The following is a 25,622-nucleotide window of genomic DNA, read 5'->3' on the forward strand; positions in this document are numbered from 1 at the left end:
AAGGCTGGGACCCATAACCACGAATGGTCGTTGACGGAAGATCGTCTCGCCGCGTGCCCATTGCGGCGGCCGCGGCGTATGGGTCCCGGCTCCCGTGCGCAATTGCGCGCTAGGCCAGGACGACGATGGAATGTCTATTCCAGCCCGATCTGGGTCAGATCCTGGAACCAGTGCTGCGCCTGCACGAAGGTCTTCACCTTCGGCGACAGCGCGTGCGGATTGGTGTCGTGCACCACCCACACCAGCGCGGCATCGTCGACGATCAGCGCGTGTGCCTGCGCCAGCAGCGCATCCTGTTTGGCGGAATCGAAGGTCTGCTTGGCCTCGTCGATCAGCGCATCGACCTTCGGGTTCTTGTAGCCGCCCCAGTTGACGCCGACCGGCGCCACCTGGCCGGAGTGGAAGAACCGAACGATGGCGTAGAGCGGATCCGACGTGACATAGGCGATGTTGTTGGCGGTGATGCCGGCATTCATCTCGTCCGCCGCGCCCTTGCGCCAGTGCGTATATAATGTCTCGAGCTCGACCACCTTGAAGTCGATGTCGATGCCGATCTCCTTGAAGCTCTGCTGCAGGAACTCGTTCATCGGCAGCGACAGCATCTGCCCGGTGCCGCCCTGGGCGATGATGAAAGTCGTCTTCAGCGGCTTGTCCTTCGAATAGCCGGCTTCCTCCACCAGCTTCCTGGCGGCCGCGAGATCGTATTTCAGTTCGAACGTCGGCTCACCGAACCACGGGCTCGACGGATCGACCTGGCCCTTGGCGGGCTTGGCGAGGCCGTTCATCAGGCCAACCACCGCGTCGCGGTCGATCGCGAGGTTGAGCGCCTTGCGCAGGCGGATGTCGGTCCATGGCGAGCCCGGCAGCACGCTCAAGTGATAGTTCCAGACATGCGGCGTCACGTTGTCGACGATCCTCATGCCGGCGGCCTTGAGCTGCGGCACGGCGTCGGGCGCCGGCGATTCGATCAGGTCGACCTGGCCGGCCAGCAGCGCGTTGGTGCGGGTCAGCGCTTCCGGCATCGGGATCAGGATCATCTTGTCGACCTTCGCAAGCCGCTTCTTGTCCCAATAGCCCGGGTTCTTCGTCAGTTCGGCGAGTTCGCGCGGTACCAGCTTGGTCAGCTTGAACGGACCGGTGCCGGAGGGCTGGCTGGCGAACTTGTCCCAGTCCTTGCCGAGCTTTTCATATTGCGCGGGGCTCGAGACCAGGAACCAGAGCATCTGATAGGGGAAGAAGGAGTCGACCGTCTTGGTGGTGATCTCGATGGTGAAATCGTCGACCTTGGCGTAGCTCGCAACCGAAGGCAGGCGGGTCTTGACCTGCGCGCTCTGCCGCTTGTCGAATTGCGGTGCCTTGTCGTTCAGCACCTTGTCGAGATTCCAGATCACCGCGTCGGCATTGAAGTCGCTGCCGTCGTGGAATTTGACGCCCTTGCGCAGCGTGAAGCGCCATTTGGTCTTGTCGCTGTCGTCGACCTTCCATTCGGTCGCAAGCCCGGGCACCAGCTTGCCCGGCCGGTCGGCAACATCCATCTCCCAGGCAACCAGCGGATCGTAGATCGTGTAGGCGGTGAACTGATAGGCGCCGGCGCCGCGATCGGGCTGGCCGGTGGTCAGCGGAATGTCGGCCATCGAAATGCCGTAGCGCACAATGGACTCGGCTTGCGCCGACATGGCCGGCCAGCCCGCGGTCAAGGCAAGCGCCATTGCCGCCATCAGGATCGAATTGCGCGCACGCATATGAAGGCTCCGTTGGAAAGACGTTGGAGCCAAATCTTGCAAGCATGATGCCAGAATAGGCATCTTCGCTCCGTTCGGGCCCGAGGTGGGAAGAAATGACGCGCCCGGCGGTTATTTGCTGATGAACTATTCCCCTTGGCACAGGCATTGCATACGCTTGCCCAAGAAATAATCACCAAGACGTCACCAGACTCGAAGGGGCTGCTCAGATGCGTAACAGGAAAACCAATGCGACGGCGATCATGCTGGCGCTTGCGATAGCCACAGGCGTGCCGGCGATCGCCGGCGCCGAGACTGTGCTGCGCATTGGCATGACCGCTGCCGATATTCCGCGCACGCTCGGCCAGCCCGACCAGGGTTTTGAGGGCAATCGCTTCACGGGTCTGACGATGTATGACGCGCTGACGATGTGGGACCTGTCCTCGTCGGACAAGGCAAGTGCGATGATTCCGGGCCTCGCCACCGAGTGGAAGGTCGACGATGCCGACAAGACCAAGTGGATTTTCAAGCTGCGCCCCGGCGTCACCTTTCATGACGGCTCGCCGTTCAACGCCGACGCCGTGGTCTGGAATGTCGACAAGGTCTTGAAGCAGGACGCGCCGCAATACGATGCGAGCCAGGTCGGCGTCACCGCCTCGCGCATGCCGACGCTGGTCTCGGCGCGCAAGATCGACGACATGACGGTGGAGCTGACCACCAAGGAGCCGGACAGCTTCCTGCCGATCAACCTCACCAATTTGTTCATGGCGAGCCCGGCCAAGTGGCAGAAATTCTACGACAAGGCCGAAGGCGCCGACGCCAAGGCGAAGTCGCAGGCCGCGTGGGCCGCGTTCGCCAAGGACGCGTCGGGCACCGGCCCCTGGAAGATGTCGAGCTTCACCCCGCGCGAGCGGCTCGAGTTGGTGAAGAACGAGAATTACTGGGACAAGGCACGGGTGCCGAAGGCTGACAAGATGGTGCTGTTGCCGATGCCGGAGGCCAATGCCCGGACGGCGGCGCTGCTGTCGGGACAGGTCAACTGGATCGAGGCGCCGGCGCCGGACGCGCTGCCCGAGATCAAGCAGCGTGGTTTCAACCTCTATTCCAACGAGGAGCCACATGTCTGGCCGTGGCAGTTCTCGCGCGTCGAGGGCTCGCCGTGGAATGACATCCGCGTCCGCAAGGCGGCCAATCTCTGCATCGATCGCGAAGGGCTGCGTGACGGCCTGCTTGCCGGCCTGATGGTGCCGGCGACCGGCACGTTCGAGCCCGGCCATCCCTGGCGCGGCAACCCGACCTTCCAGATCAAGTACGACAAGCCGGCCGCGCAGAAGCTGATGCAGGAGGCGGGCTTCGGTCCGAACAAGAAGCTGACGGTCAAGATCCAGACCTCGGCATCGGGCTCGGGCCAGATGCTGCCGCTGCCGATGAACGAGTATCTGCAACAGGCGTTGGCCGAATGCTACTTCGATGTGCAGCTCGACGTCATCGAGTGGAACACGCTGTTCACCAATTGGCGGCGCGGCACCAAGGATCCGACCGCCAACGGCTCGAACGCCATCAACGTCACTTATGCGGCGATGGATCCGTTCTTCGCGCTGGTGCGCTTCCTGCAGTCGGGCATGGCGCCGCCGGTATCGAACAATTGGGGCTTCAACAACAACCCGAAGTTCGACGAGCTGGTCAAGAAGGCCCGCCAGACCTTCGAGCCGGCGGCGCGCGACGCCGCGCTGGCCGAGCTGCATGCGGCCTCGGTCGACGACGCGGCCTTCCTCTATGTCGCCCACGACGTCGCACCGCGCGCGATGAGCCCGAAGATCAAGGGATTTGTGCAGCCGAAGAGCTGGTTCGTCGACTTCTCGCCGGTCACGGTCGCGCCGTGAGGCGCTAGCCGCGCAATAGGTGTACCCTCTCCCCTTGTGGGAGAGGGTGGCTTCGCGAAAGCGAAGCCGGGTGAGGGGTTGTCTCCGCGGGCGCTCCTCTCCGATCTGAAATGACTGTATCCGCGGATAGAAACCCCTCATCCGGCGCGCTCGGCGCGCGACCTTCTCCCACAAGGTGAGAAGGAAGAAAGAACGCAACGTGTTCGCCTATACGTCCAGACGGATCGTCTACGTCATTCCGATCGTGCTCAGCGTGGCGCTGGTGTGCTTCCTCTTGGTGCACATCACGCCCGGCGACCCCTTGGTCGCGGTGCTGCCCGCCGATGCCTCGCAGGAGCTCGCCGCGCAATTGCGCACGGCCTACGGCTTCGATCGCCCGTTGCCGGTGCAATTCGGCCTGTGGCTGTGGCGCGCGATCCATGGCGATCTCGGCAATTCGATCGCAACCGGGCGGCCCGTCCTGACCGAGGTGATGCGTGCCGTCGGCAACACCGTGATGCTGGCGATTGCGGCCGCGATGATCGGCTTTACGCTCGGCCTGCTGTTCGGCCTGATCGCCGGCTATTTCCGCGACACCTGGGTCGACAAGGTCGCGACCTCGGTGGCGATAGCCGGCGTGTCGCTGCCGCATTATTGGCTCGGCATGGTGCTGGTCATCATCTTCTCGGTGCAGCTCAACTGGCTGCCCGCGGTCGGCGCAGGTCCCGGCGGCTCCGGCGCCTGGGCGTGGGACTGGGAGCATCTGCGTTATCTGGTGCTGCCGGCGATCACCACCTCGGTGATCCCGATGGGCATCGTCACCCGCACGGTGCGCGCGCTGACCGGCGACATCCTGAGCCAGGATTTCGTGGAGGCGCTGCGCGCAAAAGGCCTGCGCGAGACCGAGGTGTTTCGCCACGTCATCAAGAATGCGGCGCCGACCGCGCTCGCGGTGATGGGCCTGCAGCTCGGCTACATGCTGGGCGGCTCGATCCTGATCGAGACCGTGTTCTCCTGGCCGGGTTCGGGCCTGCTGTTGAACTCGGCGATCTTCCAGCGCGATCTGCCGCTGCTGCAGGGCACGATCCTGGTGCTGGCGCTGTTCTTCGTGCTGCTCAACCTCCTGGTCGACATCGCGCAGGCCGCGATCGATCCGCGCATCAAGCGGAGCTAGAGCATGAGCGCGATGAGCGATACTGCGTTGCAGGCTGCCCCGACCACCAAGGCGCGCGGCTATTGGGCGACGGTTGCCCGCCGTATCAGGCGCGACAAGGTCAGCATGGCCTGCGCCATCATCCTGGTGCTGATCTTTGCCTCCGCGCTGCTGGCGCCGTGGCTGCATCTTGCGGATCCCTATCAGGGCTCGATGATCCGCCGCCTGCGCCATATCGGCACGCCGGGCTATCCGCTCGGTACCGACGAGCTCGGCCGCGACATGCTGGCGCGGCTGATCTATGGCGGACGGCTGTCGCTGGTCATCGGCATCCTGCCGGTGATCTTCGCGTTCGTGATCGGCACCTCGCTCGGCCTCGTCGCCGGCTATGTCGGCGGTAAGCTCAACACCGCGATCATGCGCACCGTCGACGTGTTCTACGCCTTTCCTTCGGTGCTGCTGGCGATTGCGATCTCGGGCGCGCTCGGCGCCGGCATCACCAATTCGATCGTGTCGCTGACCATTGTGTTCGTGCCGCAGATCACCCGCGTCGCCGAAAGCGTCACCACCGGCGTCCGCAACATGGATTTCGTCGAGGCGGCGCGCGCGTCCGGCGCCGGGCCCTTCACCATCATGCGCGTCCACATGCTCGGCAATGTGCTCGGCCCGATCTTCGTCTACGCCACCGGCCTGATCTCGGTGTCGATGATCCTCGCGGCCGGTCTGTCGTTCCTCGGGCTCGGCACCAAGCCGCCGGAGCCGGAATGGGGCTTGATGCTGAACACGCTGCGCACCGCGATCTACGTCAATCCGTGGGTCGCGGCGCTGCCGGGCGCGATGATCTTCGCGGTCTCGATCTGCTTCAATCTGCTCAGCGACGGCATGCGCAGCGCCATGGACATCAGGAATTAGAGCATGAGCGACGCCAATCTCTCCGTCGATATGCTGGAGCCGGTCGCCGACATCGGCGGCGCCGCGCAGCCGCTGCTGCAGGTCAAGGGACTGACCAAGCACTTCCCGGTGCGCGGCGGCCTGTTCAGCCCGCGCAAGACCGTGCGCGCCGTCGACGACGTCACCTTCGCGGTCATGAAGGGCGAGACCGTCGGCATCGTCGGCGAATCCGGCTGCGGCAAGTCGACCACGGCGCGGCTGTTGATGCACCTGATGGCACGCGATGCCGGCGATATCATCTATGACGGCCGGCAGGTCGGTCCGTCGCTCTCGCTGCGCGATTTGCGGCGCGGCGTGCAGATGGTGTTCCAGGACAGCTACGCCTCGCTCAACCCGCGCCTCACCATCGAGGAATCGATCGCCTTCGGGCCAAAGGTCCACGGCATGGCCGACGACACGGCGCGGACGCTGGCGCGCGAATTGCTCGGCAAGGTCGGCCTGCGGCCGGAGATTTTCGCCAACCGCTATCCGCACGAAGTGTCCGGCGGCCAGCGGCAGCGCGTCAATATCGCGCGTGCGCTCGCGCTGTCGCCGCGGCTCGTGATCCTCGATGAAGCGGTGTCCGCGCTCGACAAATCGGTCGAGGCGCAGGTGCTCAATCTGCTCGCCGACCTGAAGCGCGAATTCGGCCTGACCTACCTGTTCATCAGCCACGATCTCAACGTCGTCCGCTACATCTCCGACCGCGTGCTGGTGATGTATCTCGGCGAGGTCGTCGAACTCGGCCCGGTCGATGCGGTCTGGGACGCGCCGGCGCATCCCTATACCCGCGCGCTGCTGGCGGCGATGCCGTCATCCGATCCCGACAAGCGCACCGAGGTGCCGCCGATCTCGGGCGATCCGCCCAATCCGATCGATCCGCCGCCGGGCTGCCGGTTTCACACCCGTTGCCCGTTTGCGGAGCCGCTCTGCGCAAACGACACGCCAAAACTCAGCGATCTCGATACAATGAGCCATCAAGCGGCGTGCTACATGGCCATTCCTGGCTCGGGGCACAGCCGCGCGCCGGCAAAAGCAAAAGGAGAAAACGCGGCATGACCAGACCTACTCCCAAGGATGTCAAGGTGATCGCGCACGTCGCCGACGTGCCCGCCGACGACGAAGTCGCCACCCGGATCGCCAATTCGATCGGGCCGGCATTCGACGGCTTCGCACCGATCTCCGGTACGCTGCCCTTCGATCTCGAACCCGCGAGCTTCCTGCTGGCGCAGATCGCGCAGAAGATCGAGAAGGTGTCGAAATGAGTTCTGATCCGGCCCTGATGACGCTGACCGCGGTCGCCAAGGCGATCGCCGACAAGAAAGTTTCCTCGCATGAGGTGACGCGCGCCGTGCTGCATCGCGTTGCGGAATGGCAGCCGCGCCTCAACGCCTATATGGCGATCGAATCCGAGCAGGCGCTGGCCGCCGCCACCGAGGCCGATGCCGCGCTCGCCAAGGGCAATAGTCGCGGTGTGCTGCATGGCGTGCCGCTGGCGCACAAGGACATGTACTACGACGCCGGCAAGGTCGTGACCTGCGGCTCGCTGATACGCCGCGACTTCGTGCCGAAGACGACTGCGACCGCCCTGCAGCGGCTGAAGGATGCCGGACAGGTCCGGCTCGGCTCGTTGCAGATGGTCGAGTTCGCCTATGGGCCGACCGGCCACAACGTGCATTACGGCGCGGTGCGCAATCCCTGGAACACCGAGCACATCACCGGCGGCTCCTCGTCGGGCTCGGGTTCGGCGGTTGCAGCGCGGCTCACCTTCGCGGCGCTCGGCTCCGACACCGGCGGCTCGGTGCGCATGCCGGCGCATTTCTGCGGCGTCACCGGCCTGAAGACGACGGTCGGCCGCATCAGCCGCGCCGGTGCGATGCCGCTGTCGCAGTCGCTCGATACCGTCGGTCCGCTGGCGCAGACCGCGGAGGACTGCGCGCTGCTGCTCGGCCTGATGGCCGGCGCCGACCCCGAGGATCTGACAGCGTCGACACAGCCGGTGCCGGACTATATGGCCGCGACCAAGCAGTCGCTGGAGGGCCTGAAGATCGGCGTCCCGACGGCGTTCTATGTCGACGACCTCGACCCTGAGGTGGCGCGTATCCTCGACGAGACCGTCGCCACCTTGAAGAAAGAGGGCGCCGAGATCGTCAAGGTCGAGCTGCCCGATCAGCGCCAGCTCTCTTCGGCATCGCAGCTGGTGCTCGCGGTCGAGGCTGCCGCCTTCCACAAGCGCTGGATGATCGAGCGGCCGCAGGATTACGGCGCGCAGGTCCTGATGCGGCTGCAGAACGGCCTGACCATTCCGGCGGTCACCTATCTCGAGGCGATGCGCTGGCGTGGTCCCGCGCTCGCCGCGCACAACGCGGCGGTCAACGGGGTCGATGCGGTGATCGCGCCGTCGTCGCCGGTGCCGGCGCCCACGATTGCCGAGAGTGATGTCGGCAATGGTCCGGGCGCCGACGCGGTGCTGCAGCGCCTGACGCGCTTCACCCGCCCGGTCAACTATCTCGGTCTGCCATCGCTCTCGATTCCCTCCGGCTTCACCAAGACGGGTCTGCCGGTCGGCATGCAGCTGATCGGCCGCTCCTTCGAGGAAGCGGTTCTGCTTCGGATCGGCGCCGCCTTCCAGCGCGCCACCGATTTCCACGCCAGGGTGCCCATGCTCGCATGACCAACCTCGTCGAGATCAACAACCTCAACATCCGCTTCACCGGCGATCGCACGGTTCATGCCGTGAACGATCTCAGCCTACAGCTCGGCGAGGGCGAGGTGTTGGGGCTGCTCGGCGAGTCCGGCTCGGGCAAGAGCGTGACGCTGCGCGCGTTGATGCGGCTGTTGCCGAAGAAACGCACGCAGATCTCCGGCAGCGTCAAGGTGCTGGGACAAGAGGTGCTGGCGATGGACGACGAGGCGCTGTCCGCATTCCGCGGCCAGACCGTCTCGATGATCTTCCAGGAGCCGGCGCTGGCGCTCGATCCGGTCTACACCATCGGCCGCCAGATCGCGGAGACGGTGATGCGCCACGAGGGCAAGAGCGAGCGCGAGGCCACGGCCCGCGCGCTCGAAATGCTCGAGGTGGTACGGATCCCCTCCGCGAAGCGGCGGCTGGACTCCTATCCGCACGAAATGTCGGGCGGCATGCGCCAGCGTGCGATGATCGCGCTGGCGCTGGCCTGCAAGCCGAAGATCCTGCTCGCGGACGAGCCGACCACGGCGCTCGATGCCACCGTCCAGATTCAGATCCTGCTGCTGCTGCGCGAGCTACAGCGCGAGTTCGGCATGTCGGTCATCTTCGTCACCCACGACATTGGTGTCGCGATCGAGATCTGCGATCGGGTCGCGGTGATGTATGCCGGCCAGATCGTGGAGCAGGGCGCCTTGCGCGACATCGTGCGCTCGCCGGTGCATCCCTATGCCAAGGGCCTGCTGGCCTCGACCATTCACGGCGCGATGCGCGGCCAACGGCTGGAAACCATTCCGGGCACCCCGCCCTCGCTCGATCATGCGCCGGCCAGTTGCTCCTTTGCACCGCGCTGCAAGTTCGCTGAGCCGCGCTGCAGCGAGAGCCTGCCACCGAGTGTGCAGGTCGCTCCCGGCCGCCTGGCACGGTGCATCCTGGCCGAGCCGGCGTCCGCCACGGTTTAGCTCGCGCGCGCCACGGCGTCCGTGATCCAGCGCCGCACCGCAGCGATGCGGCGGTCCCGCGCCTGCTCGGTGCGGGAGACCAGGTAAATCGTCTCACTGTGCGCCGCCTCGAACGCAAACGGCGCCACCAGCCGCTTGCCGAAGCCCGGCCGCGCCTTGATCAGCGGCGCGATCGCAATCGCGACGCCGAGCCCGTGTTCGGCGGCCTCCAGCATCGCCGGCACGCTGTCGAGCCACAGATGTCCGCGCGGAGCGAGATTCGGCAGCCCGGCCTCCCTCAGCCAGGCCGGCCACGCCCGCGGCTGCGTCGTGACATGGATCAGTACCTCGCGCGACAGGTCCGCTGGGGTCCGAAGACCAGCCTTGACCAGTGCCGGCGTGCAGACTGGCATTCCTTTGACCTGTACCAGCGGCTCGACCTTCAGCCCGGTGGCATGTTCCCGCCCGTAGCGGATCGCGACATCGACGCGCGATCCGTTGAAGTCGGCATATTGGTGGGTGGCCTCGATCCGCAGCATCAGTTGCGGATGGCGCCGCTTGAACTCCGGCAGCGCCGGCAGCAGCACGGCACTGGTGAAGAACGGCAATGAGCTGATCCAGAGCTCGCCGCTGGCCTCGCCGCGTTGCCGCAGCATGTCACGGCTCGCCTCCTGCAGTGTCGCCAGCGCGGCCGACACTTTTGCAAGGTAGCGCTCGCCGTCGTTGGTCAACCGCACCTGGCGCGCGCCGCGGACGAACAGCTTGGTGCCGAACTGCTCTTCCAGTCCGCGGATCTGGTGGCTGATTGCCGACGGGCTCAGCGACAGGTCTCGCGCGGCACGCCGGAAGCTGAGTTGAGTGGCCGCGCGCTCGAAGGCGAGCAGCGCCGGCAGCGGCGGGATCACCCGCGGATCGGGGGCATCCAATGGGTGAATCCTGCTCACCTGAAGTGATGAATGGCCTTTTGTCATGGCCCCTATTCTTGGATCAGATTGGCCAAACGCTCAATCCTGCTCATCTCAGGGGATCATTCGCCTTGGCCATCTTCGAACCGCTCGCCACGCCCCATCACTGGAAGCCCGCGGCGCTGGCGGCCGGGCCGTTCACAGGCCTTCAGGGCGGGGCGGTCGCAAGCCTGCTGACCGGCGAGGTCGAGGCCATGGCCGGCGCGCGCAACTGGGGCACCGCGATCTCGGCGGCGGCCTGGTTCCTGCGGCCGACGCCAATGGCGGAACTGCGCACGCACGTTACCGTGGTGACCGAAGGCGGCCGGGTCAGCGTCGTCGACAACACGCTCTGGCCGGCCGGCGAGGAGCAACCCTGCGCGACGGTACGCGTGACGCTGTCGCGCGAGCGTGCCGTCGAGGTCCCGGGATTTTACGGGAGCGCAGCCGATCAGGTGGATCCCACGGTGTTTCCGTTGCGCAGCCCACACGCGGTCCATGGCCGCAGCTGGTTCATGGATGCGATGGAAGCCCGTGCCGGCGGCGATACCGCCTGGTTTCGCTTGCATCACGCCGTCATAGCGGGCGCCGGTCCGCTGGCGCGGGTGCTCGGCCCGGCTGACTGGACCCACGGCATCGCGCGGCCCGTCCAGAACGTGGTGGCCGACCCCAATCCGAACCTCGCGGTGCAGCTGTTCAGGCCACCGCGAGGCGCCTGGATCGGCGTTCGCGCCGAGGCTCGCTGGCGCCCGGAGGCCGGGCTCGGCGTCGGCAGCGGGGTGTTGCTCGATGTGGATGGCGAGATCGGCCGGGTCTCGATGTCGGTCATTCTCGTACCGCTTCCGGGAAGCGCGCCCGCGCGAGGCCAGGGTTCCGCCGCCGGTTAACCCTAATTTATTCCGTCAACTGTCGGTGCGATCACAAAATGAGGCCGCGAACCATGCTTTGGTTCACGCGACTTAAAATGGACGGTGGTCGCAAACGTCTATACAACGTGGTGATCACGTAACTCTTTTGTTTTGCAGAGATCAGTTTTTATGGCAGCCGCGCCCGCTGTCCGGCGATCCGAACTGGCTGAGGCGCTGCGCGCTTGCCGCAGCGCCTTCATCGGCGTCGGCCTTATCAGTTGCATGATCAACCTGCTCTACCTGACAGGTTCGATGTTCATGCTGCAAGTCTACGACCGGGTGCTGCCGAGCCGCAGCGTTCCGACCCTGGTCGGCCTCGTGGTCATCGCCGCGGTCCTCTACATGGCACAGGGCGTGCTCGACCTGCTGCGCGGACGGATCCTCGGCCGCGTCGGCACCTCGCTCGACGAAGCGCTCAATGCGCGGGTGTTCGACACCGTCGTGCGGCTGCCGCTGATGGCGGGTAATCGCAGCGAGGGCCTGCAGCCGCTGCGCGACCTCGACAATGTGCGCTCTTTCCTCGGCAGCATGGGTCCCGGCGCGTTCTTCGATCTACCCTGGCTGCCGTTCTACATGGTGATCTGCTTTGCCTTCCACTGGCTGCTTGGCGTTACGGCGCTGATCGGCGCGATCATTCTGGTGACGTTGACGCTGATCACCGAATACTTGTCGCGCACGCCGGCCAAGGAAGCGATGACGCTCGCGGCGCGGCGCAACGATCTCGCCGCCTCCAGCCGCCGCAACGCCGAGGTGCTGGTGGCGATGGGCATGGCCGGCCGCATGAACAGGCGGTGGAACGAGGCCAACGAGGAATATCTGTCCGGCAACCAGCGTGCGAGCGACGTCACCGGCGGGCTCGGCGCGGTCGCCAAGGTGCTGCGCATGATGCTGCAGTCCGCCGTGCTCGCGGTCGGCGCCTATCTCGTGATCCATCAGGAGGCCACCGGCGGCATCATCATCGCCGGCTCGATCCTGAGCGCGCGGGCACTGGCGCCGGTCGATCTCGCGATCGCGCATTGGAAGGGCTTCGTCGCCGCGCGGCAGAGCTGGCAGCGGCTCAACCGCCTGCTGCAGCAAATTCCGGCGCGGCCCGAGCAGACGCTGTTGCAGGCGCCGGAGAAGAAGCTTTCGGTCGAGGCCGTGACCATGGTCGCGCCGGGCGACCAGCGCGCCATCGTGCAGGACATCACCTTCGCCGTCGAAGCCGGCAGCGGCGTCGGCGTGATCGGCCCGAGCGGCTCCGGCAAGTCGTCGCTGATCCGGGCGCTGGTCGGCGTCTGGATGCCGGCGCGGGGCAAGGTACGGCTCGACGGCGCCGCGCTCGACCAGTGGTCGTCGGACCAGCTCGGCCGTCACGTCGGCTATTTGCCGCAGGACGTCGAACTGTTTGCCGGTACGGTCGCCCAGAACATCTGCCGGTTCGATCCCGACGCCAAGTCCGACGGCATCATCGCGGCGGCCAAGGAGGCCGGCGTGCATGAGATGATCATCAAGATGCGCGAGGGCTACGACACCCAGGTCGGCGAGCAGGGCACCGCGCTCTCCGCGGGCCAGGCGCAGCGCGTGGCGCTGGCGCGGGCGCTGTACGGCAACCCGTTCCTGATCGTGCTGGATGAGCCGAACTCCAATCTCGACAGCGAAGGCGACGAGGCGCTGACCCGTGCGGTGCGCGGCGCCCGCGAGCGCGGCGCGATCGTCATTGTGGTTGCGCACCGGCCGATCGGCATCGAGGGCGTCGACCATCTGCTGGTGCTGAAGGATGGCCGCATGCAGACCTTCGGGCCGAAGGAGGCCGTGCTTGCGCAGGTGCTGCAGCGTGCTGCGCCGCCGGTGCCGACGCCGATCAAGATCGTCGCGGATGCGGGAGCCGCCAAGTCATGACCGATCAACCGCGCAACGCACATCGCTCGATCCGCAAGCATCTGATCGTCGGCCTCGCCGTGGTTCTGGTTCTCGGCGGTGGCGTCGGCGGCTGGGCCGCAACGGTACCGATCTCGGGCGCGTTGATCGCGCCGGGCTCGGTGGTGGTCGAATCCAACGTCAAGAAGGTGCAGCATCCGACCGGCGGCGTCGTCGGCGAGGTGCGGGTGCGCGACGGCGACGTGGTCAAGGCGGGGGACATCGTCGTGCGCCTCGACGAGACCGTCGTGAAGGCCAGCCTCGCAATCGTGGTCAAGACGCTGAACGGTCTTTATGCGCGCGCGGCCCGGCTCGAGGCCGAGCAGCAGGGCCGCGACAAGATCACCTTCCCGCCGCAGCTGCTCGAGCAGGCCAAGGATCCGGACGTTCGCGACATCATGGCGAGCGAAACCAAGCTGTTCGAGGTTCGCGTCAACGGCCGCACCGGCCAGAAGGCGCAGCTGCGCGAGCGCGTCACCCAGCTCAACGAGGAGATCTCCGGCCTGCAGGCGCAGGAGAGCGCCAAGGACAAGGAGATCGCGCTGGTGCAGCAGGAGCTGGTCGGCGTCCGCCAGCTCTATGAGCAGCATCTGGTGCAGCTGACGCGCCTGACCACGCTCGAGCGCGACGCGGCGCGGCTCTCCGGCGAGCGCGCGCAGTACATCGCCTCGCGCGCGCAGGCCAAGGGCAAGATCACCGAGACCGAGTTGCAGATCATCCAGGTCGACAAGGACATGTTGTCGGAGGTCTCGAAGGACCTGCGCGAGACCAACGACAAGATCGGCGAGTTCGTCGAGCGCAAGGTCACCGCAGAGGACCAGCTCCGCCGCATCGACATCCGCGCGCCGCAGGACGGCGTGGTGCTGCAGTCGACCGTGCACACCGTCGGCGGCGTCATCACCGCGGGCGACGCCATCATGATGATCGTGCCGAAGGCCGACGATCTGTCGGTCGAAGCCAAGGTCAATCCGCAGGACATCGACAAGCTGCAGGTCGGACAGAAGACCGTTCTGCGGCTCTCCGCCTTCAACCAGCGCACCACGCCGGAGCTGAACGGCGTCGTCACCCGCGTCTCCGCCGACGTCACCACCGACCAGCGCACCGGGCAGAGCTATTACACAATCCGCGTCTCGATGCCGCCGGAAGAAGTCGCGCGCCTCGGCAGCGAGGTGAAGATCATCCCGGGCATGCCGGTGGAAGCCTTCGTCCAGACCGGCGACCGCACCATGCTGTCCTACCTGATGAAGCCGATGAGCGACCAGTTCATGCGCTCGTTCCGCGAGAAGTGAGCCGCGCGCTGCTCTTGTAGCCCGGATGAAGCGCAGCGAAATCCGGGAACAGTCGCTCAGCGGATGAAGTCGTCCCGGATTGCGCTTCGCTTCATCCGGGCTACGAAGTCACCGTTCCAGATTCTTCAACAACAGCTCCAGCGCCGCCTTCGCAAATGCCTGCATGTTCGCCTGCCGGTCGCCGCTCGCGGTCTCCAGCGTGATCACCTGCTGGTGGGGGCCTGCGACCGCCATGCAGCTGTGGCCGGCGGCATCGCCGTAGCGGTTGCCGGTCGGGCCGGCGGCACCGGTCTCCGACAATCCCCAGTCGGTCGCGAGGCGCTCGCGGATCTGCCGCGCCAGCAATTGCGCGTAAGGTTCCGACGCCGAGCGGAGCCCACGCATGGCGTCGTCGGGAATGTCCATCAGCGCGCGCCGCGCGTCGCGGGTGTAGATCACGCCGCCGCCGAGGAAATAGGCCGACGCGCCGGGAACCGCGAGCAGCGATGCGGAGATCAGTCCGCCGGTTGAGGATTCCGCGACCGCAATCGTCTGCTTGTTCGCGATCAGTTTTGCGGCGACCTGTTCGGCGATGGATGTGAGCGCGTTCATCGGCCTTCTTTCTCGTTGCTTGCCATGAAAATCCCGTGGGGCGTCCTGCCCTCCTAGCACACCACGCAGCCCTTTGCCGAGTTGCAGGCCGCGGCATGGCCTGATTGAATGCAAGACAAGAACCAGGCGCCGCCCGACAAGCTTGTCGTGAGAGCGTGCGCGGAGGAAACATCATGACGTCGCCGATCGCGGGCGGCGTGGATTGCGATCTGCATCCCGCCGTGCCTCACCTCACCAGCCTGCTGCCGTACATGAACGACTACTGGCGCGACCAGGTGACGACGCGCGGCATGACCGACCTGATCTCGCAATCCTATCCGACCAATTCGCCGATCTCGTCGCGGCCGGACTGGCGTCCAGCGCAAGGCAAGCCGGGCTCGAGCCTTGCGGACATGCAGCGCCAGGCGCTCGACCAGTTCGGCACGGCCTACGGCATCTGCAATCCGCTCTACGGCGTGCAGATGGTGTTCTCCGAGGACATGGCCGATGCGTTCTGCCGCGCGCTGAACGACTGGCTGGTCAAGGAATGGCTCGACAAGGACGATCGCCTGCGCGGCTCGATCGTGATCCCGGTGCAGAGCATCGAAAAGGCGGTCGCCGAGATCGAGCGCTGTGCGCAGGACAAGCGCTTCGTGCAGGTGTTGATGCTGGTGATGGGCGACATGCCGCTTGGCAAGCGGCACTACTGGCCGATCTACGCCGCGGCGGAACGGCTCGGCCTGCCGGTCGGCATCCATGCCGGCAGCGCCTATCACAATCCGCCGACCTCGGTCGGCTGGGGCTCCTATCACATCGAGGATTATGTTGCGCAGGCGCAGGCGTTCCAGACCCAGCTCACCAGCCTGATCGTCGAGGGCGTGTTCGCGCGCCATCCGAACCTGAAAATGGTGATGCTGGAGTCCGGCTTCACCTGGCTGCCGCCATTCCTGTGGCGGCTGCACAAGTTCTGGCGCGGCGTGCGCATGGAGACCCCGTGGGTCGACCGCGCGCCGCTGGAGATTGTGCGCAGCAACATCCGCTTCTCGCTGCAGCCGGTCGATGCGCCGCCGGACGGAGACACGCTGAACCGCCTGTTCGACCATATGCAGTCGGACGAATTGATCCTATTCTCGTCAGATTATCCGCATTGGCAGTTCGACGGTGACGAGGTGCTGCCGCACGGGTTGTCGCAGGATCTGGTACGCAAGATCATGATCGATAATCCGCATGCGACCTATGGCCGGCTCAAGGTGAAGGAGATGACGCCATGAACATCCAGCTCCGCGAGCGTCCCGAAACCGCATCGCCGACCAGCATCAAGACCGCGATCGCCGACTGCGACATCCATCCGGCCCGCGCCACCAAGGATGAATTGTATCCTTATCTCGAAAAGCGCTGGCATGCGCATCTCGAGACCTTCGGCGTCCATGCCTATCAGGGCATGATGGGAGGCCCGCCCTATCCGAAGGCGCAGCCGAATGCGTCGCGCCGCGATGCCTATCCGCCGGAAGGCGGCCCGCAGGGCTCGTCGCTGTCCTTCATGCAGAAGCAGCACCTCGATCCCAACAATGTCGCGCTCGGCGTGCTCAACCCGCTCAACACCGGACAGGGCATCCGCAACCAGGATCTCGCCGGCGCGATCTGTTCGGCAATCAACGACTGGCAGATCGAGAAATGGACCAGCAAGGATTCCCGCCTGAAAGGCTCGGTCGTCGTCGCCAATGAGGATGGCATGTCGGCCGCCGCCGAAATCCGCAAGCGCGCGGGCGACACAAATTTCGTCCAGGTGCTGCTGCTCAGCCGCAATGTCGAGCCGCTCGGCCAGCGCCGTTACTGGCCGATCTATGAGGCGGCACAGGAAGCCGGCCTTCCGATCGGTGTGCACGCCTTCGGCTTCGGCGGCAACCCGATTACCGCGTCGGGATGGCCGAGCTACTATATCGAGGAGATGGTCGGGCATTCGCAGTGCCAGCAGACCGCGCTGGCGAGCCTCGTGCTCGAGGGCGTGTTCGAGCGCTTCCCGAAACTGAAGATGGTGATGGTCGAAGCCGGCTTCGGTTGGGCGCCGTCGCTGGCCTGGCGGCTCGACAAGGTGTTTTCGCGGCTGCATGCCGAGGTGCCGCATCTGAAGCGCAAGCCGTCGGAATATATCCGCGACCACATCTGGTGGACGACGCAGCCGATGGAGGATCCGGAGAGCCGCGACCATCTGTTCCAGACCATCGAGTGGATCGGCTGGGACAGGCTGCTGTTCGCGACCGATTACCCGCATTGGGATTACGACGAGCCGTCGCGCGTGCTGCCGGCCGGCGTCAGCGATGCCAATCGCCAGGCGTTCTATCTCGACAACGCCAAGCAGCTGTACAGTATCGCATGATCCGAAAAAGTGGGAACCGGTTTTTCGAATCAGATCATGCGTGAGAACGATTGATGGCGCGGCATGTGATCGCCCCGGTGGACGAGTTGCCGCCGGGTTCGCGAAAATTTCTCGAGATCGACGGACGGCCGATCGCGGTCTTCAACGTCAAGGGCGAGTTCTTCGGCCTGCTGAACCGCTGCCCGCATCAGGGCGCGGCGCTGTGTGAGGGGCCGCTGATCGGGCTCGCGTCGTCGTCGGACCCCGGCGAAATCGAATACACCAAGCTCGGCGAGATCCTGCGCTGCCCCTGGCACGGCTGGGAGTTCGACATCCGCACCGGCCAGTCCTATTGCGACCCGCGCCGCTTCCGCGTGCGCGCCTATCCGGTCAGCGTCGAGCCGGGCACCAATGTGGTGAAGGGACCGTATGTCGCTGAGACCATCAAGGTCGCGGTGGAGAGTGACTACGTGGTGGTGGATTTGTAGCCGCGACCGTCCCGAAATCCTGTTCGCCGGAGATGGCAATCGGTGAGCGTCATGCAAAGCATCCTCTTGCGTGCGTTTGGCCGTCCTCGGGGCCTGCTGGGGAGGCTCGGCGGCATGATCATGGCGCGCACCAATGCAGATTGCGGCGCGTGGGTCGCAGATCGCCTCGAGGTCGGACCTGATGACAGCGTGCTCGAAGTTGGGTTTGGTCCGGGCGCCGTCATTCATCGCCTGTCGACATTGGTACCGGCCGGACGCGTCGCGGGCATTGATCCGTCGCAGGAGATGGTCGGGCAAGCTCGCGCCCGGAACGCGGCCGCGATCGAGGATGGTCGTGTCGAGCTTTGGCTTGGCTCCGTGGAGCGCATGCCATTCGATGCGGACAGCTTCGATGCGGCGCTGGCGATCAACTCGATGCAAGTCTGGCCGGACGCCGTCGCCGGGCTACGGGAGGTCCGGCGCGTGATGAAGCCGAGCGGCAGGATCGCGCTCGGCTTTACGCGCTATTCCGGACAGCCCAAGGAAGGGGTGGCGGAAAAGCTGGCAGCAGCCGGCTTCACGCAGGCTCAGCTGGTCGAGACAAATGAGTGGTTCTGTGCCCTGGCGACAAAGCCCGATGCAGGATGAGTTCGTAAGCCGGGCTACGCTGCGTTAACCCACCACCATTCATTCCGCCATCATCTGCCGTTCGCGCGCGTAGCGCACCAGCGCGACAAAGCGGTAGATGCCGTGCACGAATTTGCCGTAGGGCATGGTGATGAACAGCGCGAACACCACGCCGAGATGCAGCGCCAGCAGCGGGCCCATCGCGGCGGTCTCGCGCCACAGCAGCAAGGCGAGGCCGGTGATGCTGGTCAGGAACAGCATCAGGATGAACGCGGTGTCCATGCCCATGCGCTGTTCGTCGACCAGCACGCGGTCGCGCTTCCATTTCTCCGACAGGAGTCCGAGCGGACCGACCACGAGCCCGATGCCGCCGAGCGTGCCGAGCACGACGGGCAAATCCCACCACGCATAGGGTGCCTCGCGCGCCAGGAGGTAGTGATATAGCGTGCCGACGCAGGTCGCGGCGAAGCACAGGATGAAGCCGTAGAAGGTGAAGTGGTGATACAGCTTGCGGCGGTCGGTCGGCTGGTCGTCCTCGTTGAAGCAGCCGACACCGCCGCCGTCGAGATAGCGCAGCTCGCCGGCGTCGCGGACCGCCTGCAACAGCGCCTTCGCATCCGTCGTCATGCCGACCGGCTCGCCGATGTCGCGCCAGAACGCGCGCACGCCCATCACCAGCGCCAGGATCGCGTAGAGCAGGGCGGCGCCGAACAGCAGCGCCATCGCATTGTGCGGCATCAGTTTGTAGAACGCGCCGGGACCGGTGTGGATGCCAGTGAGCACGCCGCGATCATTGACCGCGGCGAAGCCGAAGATGAAGGCGGCGACGCTGAGCGCTGCGATCAGGCTGATGACGAGGCCGTTGCGCGCAAATGCGCCGGCAAAGGCGCGCGGCCAGGCATAGGCGGCATAGGATTCGGCGCGCGCGACCGCCAGCGTCTTCGGCACATTGACGTTGAATTCGTGCGGCGGCGAGAACTGGCAGTCGGTGTAGCAGGCGCCACAGCCGTGGCAGAGGTTGGCGAGGTAGTTGAGATCGCCGTCGGAGAAGGCGCGGCGCATCTCCATCGCGGGAAACACCGCGCACAGGCCCTCGCAATAGCGGCAGGAATTGCACACCGTCATCAGACGGTCAGCTTCCTGCAAGATCCTCGTCCCGTGCATCGCGTCAGTCCCGCCTTCAGTTCCGCGCATTCTTGGCTGCTTCCCGGCCGGCGACGCGGCCGAACACGCTGCCGATGGTCATGCCGATGCCGGCGGCATAGCCCTTGCCGAGCACGTTGCCGGCCATGATCTCGCCGGCCGCGAACATGTTGGCGGACGGCTTGCCGTCCTTCATCAGTATCCGCGCCTCCCTGTTCACGCGGGTGCCGAGATAGGTGAAGGTGATGCCCGGCCGCACCGGATAGGCGAGATAGGGCGGCGTCTCGATCCGGCGCGCCCAATGCGTCTTCGCCGGCGTGATGCCTTGGGTAGCGCAGTCGTCGAGGATGGTGTGGTCGAAGGTGCCGGGCTGCACTGCGGCGTTGAACTCGGTGATGGTCTTTTCCAGCGCGGCCGCGTCGAGCTCGAGCTTGCCGGCGAGTTCGGCGATCGTCGCGCCCGCGATCGGTGGAAACAGCGTCGGCATGAAGCTCGTCACCACGGTCGAGTCGAAGATGATGTAGGCGATCTGGTCCGGCTGCGCGGCGACCAGCCGGCCCCAGATCGCATAGCGCTTCGGCCAGATGTCCTCGCCCTCGTCGTAGAAGCGCTCGGCATGCTTGTTGACGACGATGCCGAACACGACCGAATCGTGACGCGTGATGATGCCGCCGTCGAATTTCGGCGCGCGGGCGTCGATCGCCACGGCATGGCATTGCGTCGGATCGCCGATCTCCTGCACGCCCTTGGCGAGCAGCATCTTGAGGATCGCGCCGCGATTATAGGGCGTGCCGCGGATCAGGAAATTGTTGGCCGCATCGCCCCAGTATTCCTTCAGCCATTCGATGTTGGCCTCGAAGCCGCCGGCGGCCGCAACCAGGGTCGAGGCGCGGACTTCGGTCTTGCCGCCGACCGGCTGCTTCAGCTGCGCCGAAAGGAACATGCCGTCCTCGACCGTGAGGTCGATGACCTCGGCATCGTAGAGGATGTCGACGCCGAGCTCCTCGGCGGTGCGATAGAGCGCGTTCAGCATCGCGCGGCCGCCGCCGAGGAAGAACGAGTTGGTGCGGCCAAGGCTCAGCGTGCCGCCGAGCGACGGCTGCCAGCGCACGCCCTGCTCGACGATCCAGTTCAGGATGTCCTTGGACTCGTGGATCATGAAGCGGGCCAGTTCCTCGTCGGTCTGGCCGCCGGTCACCAGCAGCAAATCCTTCCAGAACTCCTCCTCGGTGTAGGGACCGGTGAGGATCTCGGTCGCCGCGTCATGGGCGCAGCGCATGTTGCGGGTGTGGCGGGTGTTGCCGCCGCGATAGAATTTCGGGGCGCCTTCCAGCACCAGCACCGAGGCGCCGGCGCGCCGTGCGCTGATCGCCGCGCACAGCGCGGCGTTGCCGCCGCCGATCACCAGGACGTCGAACCTGCGCGTCAGATCAACCATGCGCTCTTGTTATCGTTGTTGGCATGGAAAGCAACACGGCCGGACGCATGAGCATGATCCGGAAAAGCGTGTCGCGATTTTCCGGAGAAGTCATGCCCAGCGAGCCCACCCGGCCGCGAAGTGGAATATCAGGCCGCAACCGTCTCGCGCTGCTCGATGGTCTGGCCGCCACGATAGACGATCAGCGCAGCGACGATGCCGAGAGCTGCGGCGCACATCAGCCAGTAGCCGGGCGAAGCCTTGTCGCCGGTCTGCTGGATCAGCCAGGTCGAGGCGAACGGCGTGAAGGTGCCGAACAGCCCGGCCGCCAGTGCAAAGGCCAGCGAGAAGCAGGTGGTGCGGACATGCGCCGGCACGATCTCGACCAGGCAGCCCAGCATGGTGCCGCTGTAGACGCCGAAATAGAACGAGAACATCATCTCGACCGCCAGCATCTTGCCGAACGACGGATTGGTCACCAGCCAGTGCAGCGCCGGATAGGCCGTGATGAGGGACAGGCCGGCGATCGCCAGCAGCACCGGCTTGCGGCCGATCCGGTCCGACACCGCGCCGCCGACCGGATTCCAGATGAAGTTGGTCACTGCAACCAGCAGCGTCACCAGCAGCGCATCCTGGGTCGAGAGCTTCAGCACGGTCTTGCCGAAGGTCGGCGTGTAGACGGTGACGAAGTAGAAGGTGGTGGTGGTCAGCACCGCGATCATCATGCCGAGCACGACGATGCGCCAGTTCGCGATCGCCGAGGCGAACACCTCGCTTGCGGTCGGATGCTTCTTCATCGCGAGGAACGCCGGGGTCTCCTCTAGCGTCCGGCGCAGGAAGAAGATCACCGGGATGATCAGGCAGCCGACGAAGAACGGGATGCGCCAGCCCCAGGAGGCCACGGTCGCGGCCGGCATGCTCTCGCTGAGGACGAAGCCGAGGATCGAGGCGACGAAGATCGCGACCTGCTGGCTCGCCGACTGGAACGAGGTGTAGAAGCCGCGATTGCCGGGCGTGGCGATCTCCGCGAGATAGACCGAGACGCCGCCGAGCTCGACGCCGGCGGAGAAGCCCTGCAGCAGGCGCGCGATCAGCACGATGATCGGCGCCGCAATGCCGATCGTCGCATAGCTCGGGCAGAGCGCGATCACCACGGTGCCGATAGCCATGATCGACAGCGTCACGATCAGGCCCTTGCGGCGGCCGATGCGGTCGATATACGCGCCGAGCACGACGGCGCCGACCGGGCGCATCAAGGCGCCGAGCCAGAACACGCCGAACGCGTTGAGCAGCGCCGCGGTCTCGTTCTCGGAGGGGAAGAAAGCCTTTGCAATCGCCTGGGCATAGAAGCCGAACAGGAAGAAGTCGAACTGCTCGAGGAAATTGCCGCTGGTCGCGCGCAGGATGGCGCCAAGACGCGATTTGATCTGCGGGACTTGCGATGAACTCGACTGCGACATAACGCCCTTTCCTCCCCGTGACAAAAACGGCCGGCGCAAATTGTCTCGCCGGCCAAAGCAGTTAACTGCCATGTGCGGCAATTTGGCACGGCTATCGGGCCCGACCAACCCGGAATCACGCGGGGGGCTATGGGAAAAAAGCCGTAGGTGGAAATCGCAGGGAGCCTTTCGAGCGAAGGGGATACCGGTTCGCGCGAAGAAACCTCGTCAAAACAACGATCTGGCGCTTCGGCTCTGGTAGGGCCGAAGCCCCGGCCGTCGCGTGCGGCGCATCAAGGCGCGGCGTGCGCCGTTGTGCCGAGCCAGCTCCGGAACGCGGAGAGCTTTGGCGTATCGGCGCGTCCCTGCGGCGAAACCAGGTAGAAGCCGGCGTCGGCCGGCAGCGTGATCTTGAAGGGAACCACGAGGCGGCCCTTGGCGATGTCGTCCTGCACATAGGAGGTGCGGCCCATCGCGATGCCGATGCCGTCGATCGCGGCCTGGATCGTCACGAACAGCAGGTCGAAGGTGACGCCGGGCTGCTTGGAAATATCGGTCGGCAGCCCCGCCGCGGTCAGCCACAGCCGCCAGTCGTCGCTGTTGGCGTTGCTGGTGTGGAGGAGCGTGTGATCCCTGAGGTCTTCAGGGCATTTCAGCGGTCTGGTTCCCTGTAGCAGCGACGGGCTGCACACCGGAAACAGCTCATCCGCCATCAACCAATCGGCACGCAGGCCCGCCCATTGGCCGCGGCCATAGCGGATCGCCGCATCGACCTTGTCGCGCTGGAAGTCGACCAGGCTGGTCGAGGTGGTGATGCGAACGTCGATGCCGGAATGCGCCTCCTGGAAGGCCGACAGCCGCGGCAGTAGCCATTTGGCGGCAAGCGATGCCAGCGTCGAGACGGTCAGCACGTGATCGTCGTCCCGGCGCAGCAGGCGGTCGGTGGCGAGCCTGAGGTCGTTGAAGGCGGCGCGGACGCCGGGAAGGTATTCGGTAGCCTCCGGCGTCAGGCTCAGCGAGCGGTTCTGGCGGACGAACAGACGGACGCCGAGCTCCTCCTCGAGCCGCCGGATCTGATGGCTGATCGCGGTCTGCGTCACGTTCAGTTCGGACGCCGCCAGGGTGAAGCTCATATGGCGCGCGGCGGCCTCGAACGCCCTCAGGCCATTCAGCGAAGGCAGGCGGCTGGTCATCTCTTATGCGTCTCCAATTCTTATGCGTCTCCAATACATGACTTTAATTCATGCGAAACGGTACAAAGTGTCGTTTGTGAGTGGACCAAATAGCTCCGATATTGCCGCCAACAGGTTACCGATAGGAGTCGCAGATGTCCATTTTCACCCATGAATCGATGACAAATCATCATACGCCAAATCATCACGCATCGGGCCTGCTGAACCAGGTCGGCGAGACGTTGCATGTCTGGTGGGAGCGCTACGAGCGCCGCCGCGAGCTGTCGCAGTGGACCGAGCGCGATCTGCACGACATCGGCATGTCCCGCAGCGACATCGTTTTCGAGACCGAGAAGCCGTTCTGGCGGGCCTGAGAAGGACGCCACCGCTGGCGTCGCCTCGATCGAGGGGCGCCGGCTAATTTCTTCACCCGAGGAGCGTGTCATGGTTGCGCTGCATCTCGACGATCTCAAGCAATACTCTGACGTGCTGCGCGCCAAGAACGGCAGCGAGGTCAAGGTGCGCTTCGTCGAGCCGCGCGACCGCGAAGAGCTGCAGAGCTACATCCGCTCGCTCTCCGCGGGGTCCCGTTACAACCGCTTCCTGGGCGCGTTGAGCGAGCTGCCGAAGACGGAGCTCGAGCGTTTCATCCATGTCGGCGAGGCTGACCGGTTCACGGTGGTCGCGACGATGCCGGTCGATTGCTTTGAGACCATCGTCGGCGAAGCCCGCTACGCCTTCCATGCCGATACGTCGAGCGTCGAGTTCGGCCTGTCGATCGATGACCGGTGGCAGGGCCACGGCATTGGCAAGGCGCTGCTCAAGAATCTCGAATGCCGCGCGGCGTCCTTCGGAGCCGAGCGCATCTTCGGCGACACCTTGCGTTCCAATGCGACGATGATCGGCCTCGCCCGGAAGTCGGGCTACGCCTTCATGCCGAGCGCCGGCGATTGGAAGCTGGTGCGCTTTGCAAAAGAGATCCACGTCGAACCGCAAGACATTCCCTGTGCCAGCTGGCGGCTTGCCGCCACTTCCCGCTTGGCCGCGATGTCCTCGCTTGCGGTTTGACTGACTAGGCCCGGTTCTGGCCCCTCCAGAACCGGGCCCTTTTCTTTTCCCAACCGGTGCCGCGACTGCTACTCGTCATGCGCGGGCTTGACCCGCGCATCCATTGAGCGAAAGCGTTTCTTTCGATGGATTGCCGGGTCAAGCCCGGCAATGACGGGACGCTGAACTGGGATCAACTCCCCCGAAACACCGGCTTGCGCTTCTCGATGAAGGCCTGCACGGCCTCCTTGTGATCGGCCGTCGTGGTGAGGCGGATTAGCCGCTCGGCCTCGTGGTCGCGTGCGGTGGCGAAGGCGAACTGCAGCGCCTCGTCGAGATTGTCCTTCATGTAGCGCAGCGCCAGCGTCGGGCCTTCGGCGATGGACTTCGCCAGCGCAAAGGCGTCGTCCTGCAGCGTTTCGTCCGGCACCACGCGATTGACGAGACCGATCTGCTCGCATCTCGTGGCGTCGACCTTCTCCGAGGTGAACATCAGCTCGCGGGCGCGCGAGGTGCCGACCAGCCGCGTCAACAGCCATGCCATGCCGTAATCGCCGCTCAGCGCCACGCGCAAGTAACCGGTCGAGATGAAGGCGGATTGCGCCGCGATCCGGATGTCGCAGGCCATCGCGATCGCAAGGCCGGCGCCGACCGCGGGACCGGGAAGGGCAGCAATGGTCGGCTTGCGCACCGAGGCCAGCGAGCCGGTGAGCAGGCGCTGGCGCTCCTGCAAATCCGCGACCTTGTCCTCATAGGACATTTCGAGCTTCTTTTTGTCGCGATGCGCGCCCATGCCCTTGACGTTGCCGCCGGCGCAGAACGCCTTGCCGGCGCCGGTGACGAGCAGCACGCCGACCTCGGGGTTCTCGCCGCAGGTCTTGATCATCGTGCGCAGCGCCGGCGTCAGTGTGTCCGACAGCGAGTTGCGGGCGTCCGGGCGATTCAGCGTGATGACGGCGACGCGATCGCGGATCACGCAGAGCAGTTCGTCGGTGCCGGTCTCGATCTTGATTTCAGCGGTCATGTCGTCGCTCCCCATGTCTGTTTGTTT

Annotated in this window: 24 protein-coding genes; 16 read left to right on the forward strand and 8 right to left on the reverse strand. The window is 65.4% G+C overall.

The features are described from left to right. Nucleotides 1–134: 134 nt before the first annotated feature. Complete coding sequence (locus tag ACVW1B_RS38170; protein ID WP_253604982.1) at nt 135–1,742, reverse strand: ABC transporter substrate-binding protein; 1,608 nt, start codon at nt 1,740–1,742, stop codon at nt 135–137. 209 nt (nt 1,743–1,951) lie between these two features. On the opposite strand from ACVW1B_RS38170, the gene ACVW1B_RS38175 reads away from it, so the two are divergent. From ACVW1B_RS38175 to ACVW1B_RS38205, 7 genes are all read left to right on the forward strand, one after another. Then, nucleotides 1,952–3,604, forward strand: a complete 1,653-nt coding sequence (locus ACVW1B_RS38175; RefSeq protein ID WP_375167035.1) for an ABC transporter substrate-binding protein — start codon at nt 1,952–1,954, stop codon at nt 3,602–3,604. 199 nt (nt 3,605–3,803) lie between these two features. Continuing rightward, nucleotides 3,804–4,757, forward strand: coding sequence for an ABC transporter permease (locus ACVW1B_RS38180; RefSeq protein ID WP_050382524.1), 954 nt, complete (start codon nt 3,804–3,806; stop codon nt 4,755–4,757). Nucleotides 4,758–4,760: 3 nt separating this feature from the next. Next, nucleotides 4,761–5,648, forward strand: coding sequence for an ABC transporter permease (locus tag ACVW1B_RS38185; protein ID WP_092089726.1), 888 nt, complete (start codon nt 4,761–4,763; stop codon nt 5,646–5,648). A 3-nt stretch (nt 5,649–5,651) separates the two neighbouring features. Beyond that, complete coding sequence (locus ACVW1B_RS38190) at nt 5,652–6,725, forward strand: ABC transporter ATP-binding protein (protein WP_253604974.1); 1,074 nt, start codon at nt 5,652–5,654, stop codon at nt 6,723–6,725. Beyond that, nucleotides 6,722–6,931, forward strand: a complete 210-nt coding sequence (locus ACVW1B_RS38195; RefSeq protein WP_076832604.1) for a hypothetical protein — start codon at nt 6,722–6,724, stop codon at nt 6,929–6,931. Before ACVW1B_RS38190 ends, ACVW1B_RS38195 begins: the two co-directional genes overlap by 4 nt. Continuing rightward, complete coding sequence (locus tag ACVW1B_RS38200) at nt 6,928–8,340, forward strand: amidase (protein WP_456822840.1); 1,413 nt, start codon at nt 6,928–6,930, stop codon at nt 8,338–8,340. The genes ACVW1B_RS38195 and ACVW1B_RS38200 overlap by 4 nt, the downstream gene beginning before the upstream one ends. Continuing rightward, nucleotides 8,337–9,314, forward strand: coding sequence for an ABC transporter ATP-binding protein (locus ACVW1B_RS38205; RefSeq protein ID WP_253604970.1), 978 nt, complete (start codon nt 8,337–8,339; stop codon nt 9,312–9,314). Before ACVW1B_RS38200 ends, ACVW1B_RS38205 begins: the two co-directional genes overlap by 4 nt. On the opposite strand, the gene ACVW1B_RS38210 is transcribed toward ACVW1B_RS38205, so the two are convergent. Continuing rightward, the gene (locus tag ACVW1B_RS38210; protein ID WP_253604968.1) at nt 9,311–10,219 is read right to left on the reverse strand and encodes a LysR substrate-binding domain-containing protein; all 909 of its coding nucleotides are present in this window, start codon (nt 10,217–10,219) and stop codon (nt 9,311–9,313) included. The genes ACVW1B_RS38205 and ACVW1B_RS38210 overlap by 4 nt on opposite strands. A gap of 110 nt (nt 10,220–10,329) precedes the next feature. Between ACVW1B_RS38210 and ACVW1B_RS38215 the strand changes: the two genes are divergently transcribed. From ACVW1B_RS38215 to ACVW1B_RS38225, 3 genes are all read left to right on the forward strand, one after another. Continuing rightward, complete coding sequence (locus ACVW1B_RS38215) at nt 10,330–11,124, forward strand: acyl-CoA thioesterase domain-containing protein (protein ID WP_253604966.1); 795 nt, start codon at nt 10,330–10,332, stop codon at nt 11,122–11,124. Nucleotides 11,125–11,274: 150 nt separating this feature from the next. Further along, complete coding sequence (locus tag ACVW1B_RS38220; protein WP_253604964.1) at nt 11,275–13,026, forward strand: type I secretion system permease/ATPase; 1,752 nt, start codon at nt 11,275–11,277, stop codon at nt 13,024–13,026. Further along, nucleotides 13,023–14,333 carry an HlyD family type I secretion periplasmic adaptor subunit gene (locus tag ACVW1B_RS38225; protein WP_092085270.1) on the forward strand — a complete coding sequence of 437 codons (1,311 nt, stop codon included), beginning with the start codon at nt 13,023–13,025 and terminating at the stop codon, nt 14,331–14,333. The genes ACVW1B_RS38220 and ACVW1B_RS38225 overlap by 4 nt, the downstream gene beginning before the upstream one ends. A gap of 108 nt (nt 14,334–14,441) precedes the next feature. Here the strand turns inward: ACVW1B_RS38225 and ACVW1B_RS38230 are convergent, their stop codons facing one another. Then, the gene (locus ACVW1B_RS38230; RefSeq protein WP_253604962.1) at nt 14,442–14,924 is read right to left on the reverse strand and encodes a CinA family protein; all 483 of its coding nucleotides are present in this window, start codon (nt 14,922–14,924) and stop codon (nt 14,442–14,444) included. Nucleotides 14,925–15,097: 173 nt separating this feature from the next. Between ACVW1B_RS38230 and ACVW1B_RS38235 the strand changes: the two genes are divergently transcribed. The 4 genes from ACVW1B_RS38235 to ACVW1B_RS38250 all read left to right on the forward strand — a co-directional run bounded on the left by ACVW1B_RS38235 (nt 15,098) and on the right by ACVW1B_RS38250 (nt 18,374). Further along, entirely contained in the window at nt 15,098–16,174 is a 1,077-nt protein-coding gene (locus tag ACVW1B_RS38235) for an amidohydrolase family protein (protein ID WP_168858649.1), read from the forward strand. Then, the gene (locus ACVW1B_RS38240; RefSeq protein ID WP_253604960.1) at nt 16,171–17,280 is read left to right on the forward strand and encodes an amidohydrolase family protein; all 1,110 of its coding nucleotides are present in this window, start codon (nt 16,171–16,173) and stop codon (nt 17,278–17,280) included. The genes ACVW1B_RS38235 and ACVW1B_RS38240 overlap by 4 nt, the downstream gene beginning before the upstream one ends. Before the next feature lie 53 nt (nt 17,281–17,333). Next, complete coding sequence (locus ACVW1B_RS38245) at nt 17,334–17,747, forward strand: Rieske (2Fe-2S) protein (protein ID WP_016846808.1); 414 nt, start codon at nt 17,334–17,336, stop codon at nt 17,745–17,747. 114 nt (nt 17,748–17,861) lie between these two features. After that, entirely contained in the window at nt 17,862–18,374 is a 513-nt protein-coding gene (locus ACVW1B_RS38250; RefSeq protein WP_253604958.1) for a class I SAM-dependent methyltransferase, read from the forward strand. A gap of 39 nt (nt 18,375–18,413) precedes the next feature. Here ACVW1B_RS38250 and tcuB read toward each other — a convergent pair whose 3' ends face one another. The 4 genes from tcuB to ACVW1B_RS38270 form a co-directional block, all read right to left on the reverse strand. Beyond that, complete coding sequence (tcuB, locus tag ACVW1B_RS38255) at nt 18,414–19,517, reverse strand: tricarballylate utilization 4Fe-4S protein TcuB (protein ID WP_253604957.1); 1,104 nt, start codon at nt 19,515–19,517, stop codon at nt 18,414–18,416. A 16-nt stretch (nt 19,518–19,533) separates the two neighbouring features. Beyond that, nucleotides 19,534–20,934, reverse strand: coding sequence for an FAD-dependent tricarballylate dehydrogenase TcuA (gene tcuA, locus ACVW1B_RS38260; protein ID WP_456822841.1), 1,401 nt, complete (start codon nt 20,932–20,934; stop codon nt 19,534–19,536). A gap of 128 nt (nt 20,935–21,062) precedes the next feature. Continuing rightward, nucleotides 21,063–22,373 carry an MFS transporter gene (gene tcuC, locus ACVW1B_RS38265; RefSeq protein WP_016846804.1) on the reverse strand — a complete coding sequence of 437 codons (1,311 nt, stop codon included), beginning with the start codon at nt 22,371–22,373 and terminating at the stop codon, nt 21,063–21,065. 272 nt (nt 22,374–22,645) lie between these two features. Beyond that, nucleotides 22,646–23,545, reverse strand: a complete 900-nt coding sequence (locus tag ACVW1B_RS38270; protein ID WP_253604953.1) for a transcriptional regulator GcvA — start codon at nt 23,543–23,545, stop codon at nt 22,646–22,648. A 134-nt stretch (nt 23,546–23,679) separates the two neighbouring features. Between ACVW1B_RS38270 and ACVW1B_RS38275 the strand changes: the two genes are divergently transcribed. Together ACVW1B_RS38275 and ACVW1B_RS38280 are read left to right on the forward strand one after the other, a co-directional pair. Then, on the forward strand, nt 23,680–23,898 hold the full coding sequence (locus tag ACVW1B_RS38275; RefSeq protein WP_176937012.1) for a DUF1127 domain-containing protein: 219 nt from the start codon (nt 23,680–23,682) through the stop codon (nt 23,896–23,898). 70 nt (nt 23,899–23,968) lie between these two features. After that, complete coding sequence (locus ACVW1B_RS38280; RefSeq protein WP_253604951.1) at nt 23,969–24,592, forward strand: GNAT family N-acetyltransferase; 624 nt, start codon at nt 23,969–23,971, stop codon at nt 24,590–24,592. A 172-nt stretch (nt 24,593–24,764) separates the two neighbouring features. Here the strand turns inward: ACVW1B_RS38280 and ACVW1B_RS38285 are convergent, their stop codons facing one another. After that, nucleotides 24,765–25,595, reverse strand: coding sequence for an enoyl-CoA hydratase (locus tag ACVW1B_RS38285; protein ID WP_253604949.1), 831 nt, complete (start codon nt 25,593–25,595; stop codon nt 24,765–24,767). Nucleotides 25,596–25,622: the final 27 nt, after the last annotated feature.

Source organism: Bradyrhizobium sp. USDA 4502, from assembly GCF_054063355.1.

Bases quoted from the DNA above. Each gene is read 5' to 3' on its own strand.
- ACVW1B_RS38170 (WP_253604982.1), bottom strand. From the start codon at position 1,742: ATGCGTGCGCGCAATTCGATCCTGATGGCGGCAATGGCGCTTGCCTTG.
- ACVW1B_RS38175 (WP_375167035.1), top strand. From the start codon at position 1,952: ATGCGTAACAGGAAAACCAATGCGACGGCGATCATGCTGGCGCTTGCG.
- ACVW1B_RS38185 (WP_092089726.1), top strand. From the start codon at position 4,761: ATGAGCGCGATGAGCGATACTGCGTTGCAGGCTGCCCCGACCACCAAG.
- ACVW1B_RS38190 (WP_253604974.1), top strand. From the start codon at position 5,652: ATGAGCGACGCCAATCTCTCCGTCGATATGCTGGAGCCGGTCGCCGAC.
- ACVW1B_RS38195 (WP_076832604.1), top strand. From the start codon at position 6,722: ATGACCAGACCTACTCCCAAGGATGTCAAGGTGATCGCGCACGTCGCC.
- ACVW1B_RS38200 (WP_456822840.1), top strand. From the start codon at position 6,928: ATGAGTTCTGATCCGGCCCTGATGACGCTGACCGCGGTCGCCAAGGCG.
- ACVW1B_RS38205 (WP_253604970.1), top strand. From the start codon at position 8,337: ATGACCAACCTCGTCGAGATCAACAACCTCAACATCCGCTTCACCGGC.
- ACVW1B_RS38220 (WP_253604964.1), top strand. From the start codon at position 11,275: ATGGCAGCCGCGCCCGCTGTCCGGCGATCCGAACTGGCTGAGGCGCTG.
- ACVW1B_RS38225 (WP_092085270.1), top strand. From the start codon at position 13,023: ATGACCGATCAACCGCGCAACGCACATCGCTCGATCCGCAAGCATCTG.
- ACVW1B_RS38230 (WP_253604962.1), bottom strand. From the start codon at position 14,924: ATGAACGCGCTCACATCCATCGCCGAACAGGTCGCCGCAAAACTGATC.
- ACVW1B_RS38235 (WP_168858649.1), top strand. From the start codon at position 15,098: ATGACGTCGCCGATCGCGGGCGGCGTGGATTGCGATCTGCATCCCGCC.
- ACVW1B_RS38240 (WP_253604960.1), top strand. From the start codon at position 16,171: ATGAACATCCAGCTCCGCGAGCGTCCCGAAACCGCATCGCCGACCAGC.
- ACVW1B_RS38245 (WP_016846808.1), top strand. From the start codon at position 17,334: ATGGCGCGGCATGTGATCGCCCCGGTGGACGAGTTGCCGCCGGGTTCG.
- ACVW1B_RS38250 (WP_253604958.1), top strand. From the start codon at position 17,862: ATGATCATGGCGCGCACCAATGCAGATTGCGGCGCGTGGGTCGCAGAT.
- tcuB (WP_253604957.1), bottom strand. From the start codon at position 19,517: ATGCACGGGACGAGGATCTTGCAGGAAGCTGACCGTCTGATGACGGTG.
- tcuA (WP_456822841.1), bottom strand. From the start codon at position 20,934: ATGGTTGATCTGACGCGCAGGTTCGACGTCCTGGTGATCGGCGGCGGC.
- tcuC (WP_016846804.1), bottom strand. From the start codon at position 22,373: ATGTCGCAGTCGAGTTCATCGCAAGTCCCGCAGATCAAATCGCGTCTT.
- ACVW1B_RS38270 (WP_253604953.1), bottom strand. From the start codon at position 23,545: ATGACCAGCCGCCTGCCTTCGCTGAATGGCCTGAGGGCGTTCGAGGCC.
- ACVW1B_RS38275 (WP_176937012.1), top strand. From the start codon at position 23,680: ATGTCCATTTTCACCCATGAATCGATGACAAATCATCATACGCCAAAT.
- ACVW1B_RS38280 (WP_253604951.1), top strand. From the start codon at position 23,969: ATGGTTGCGCTGCATCTCGACGATCTCAAGCAATACTCTGACGTGCTG.
- ACVW1B_RS38285 (WP_253604949.1), bottom strand. From the start codon at position 25,595: ATGACCGCTGAAATCAAGATCGAGACCGGCACCGACGAACTGCTCTGC.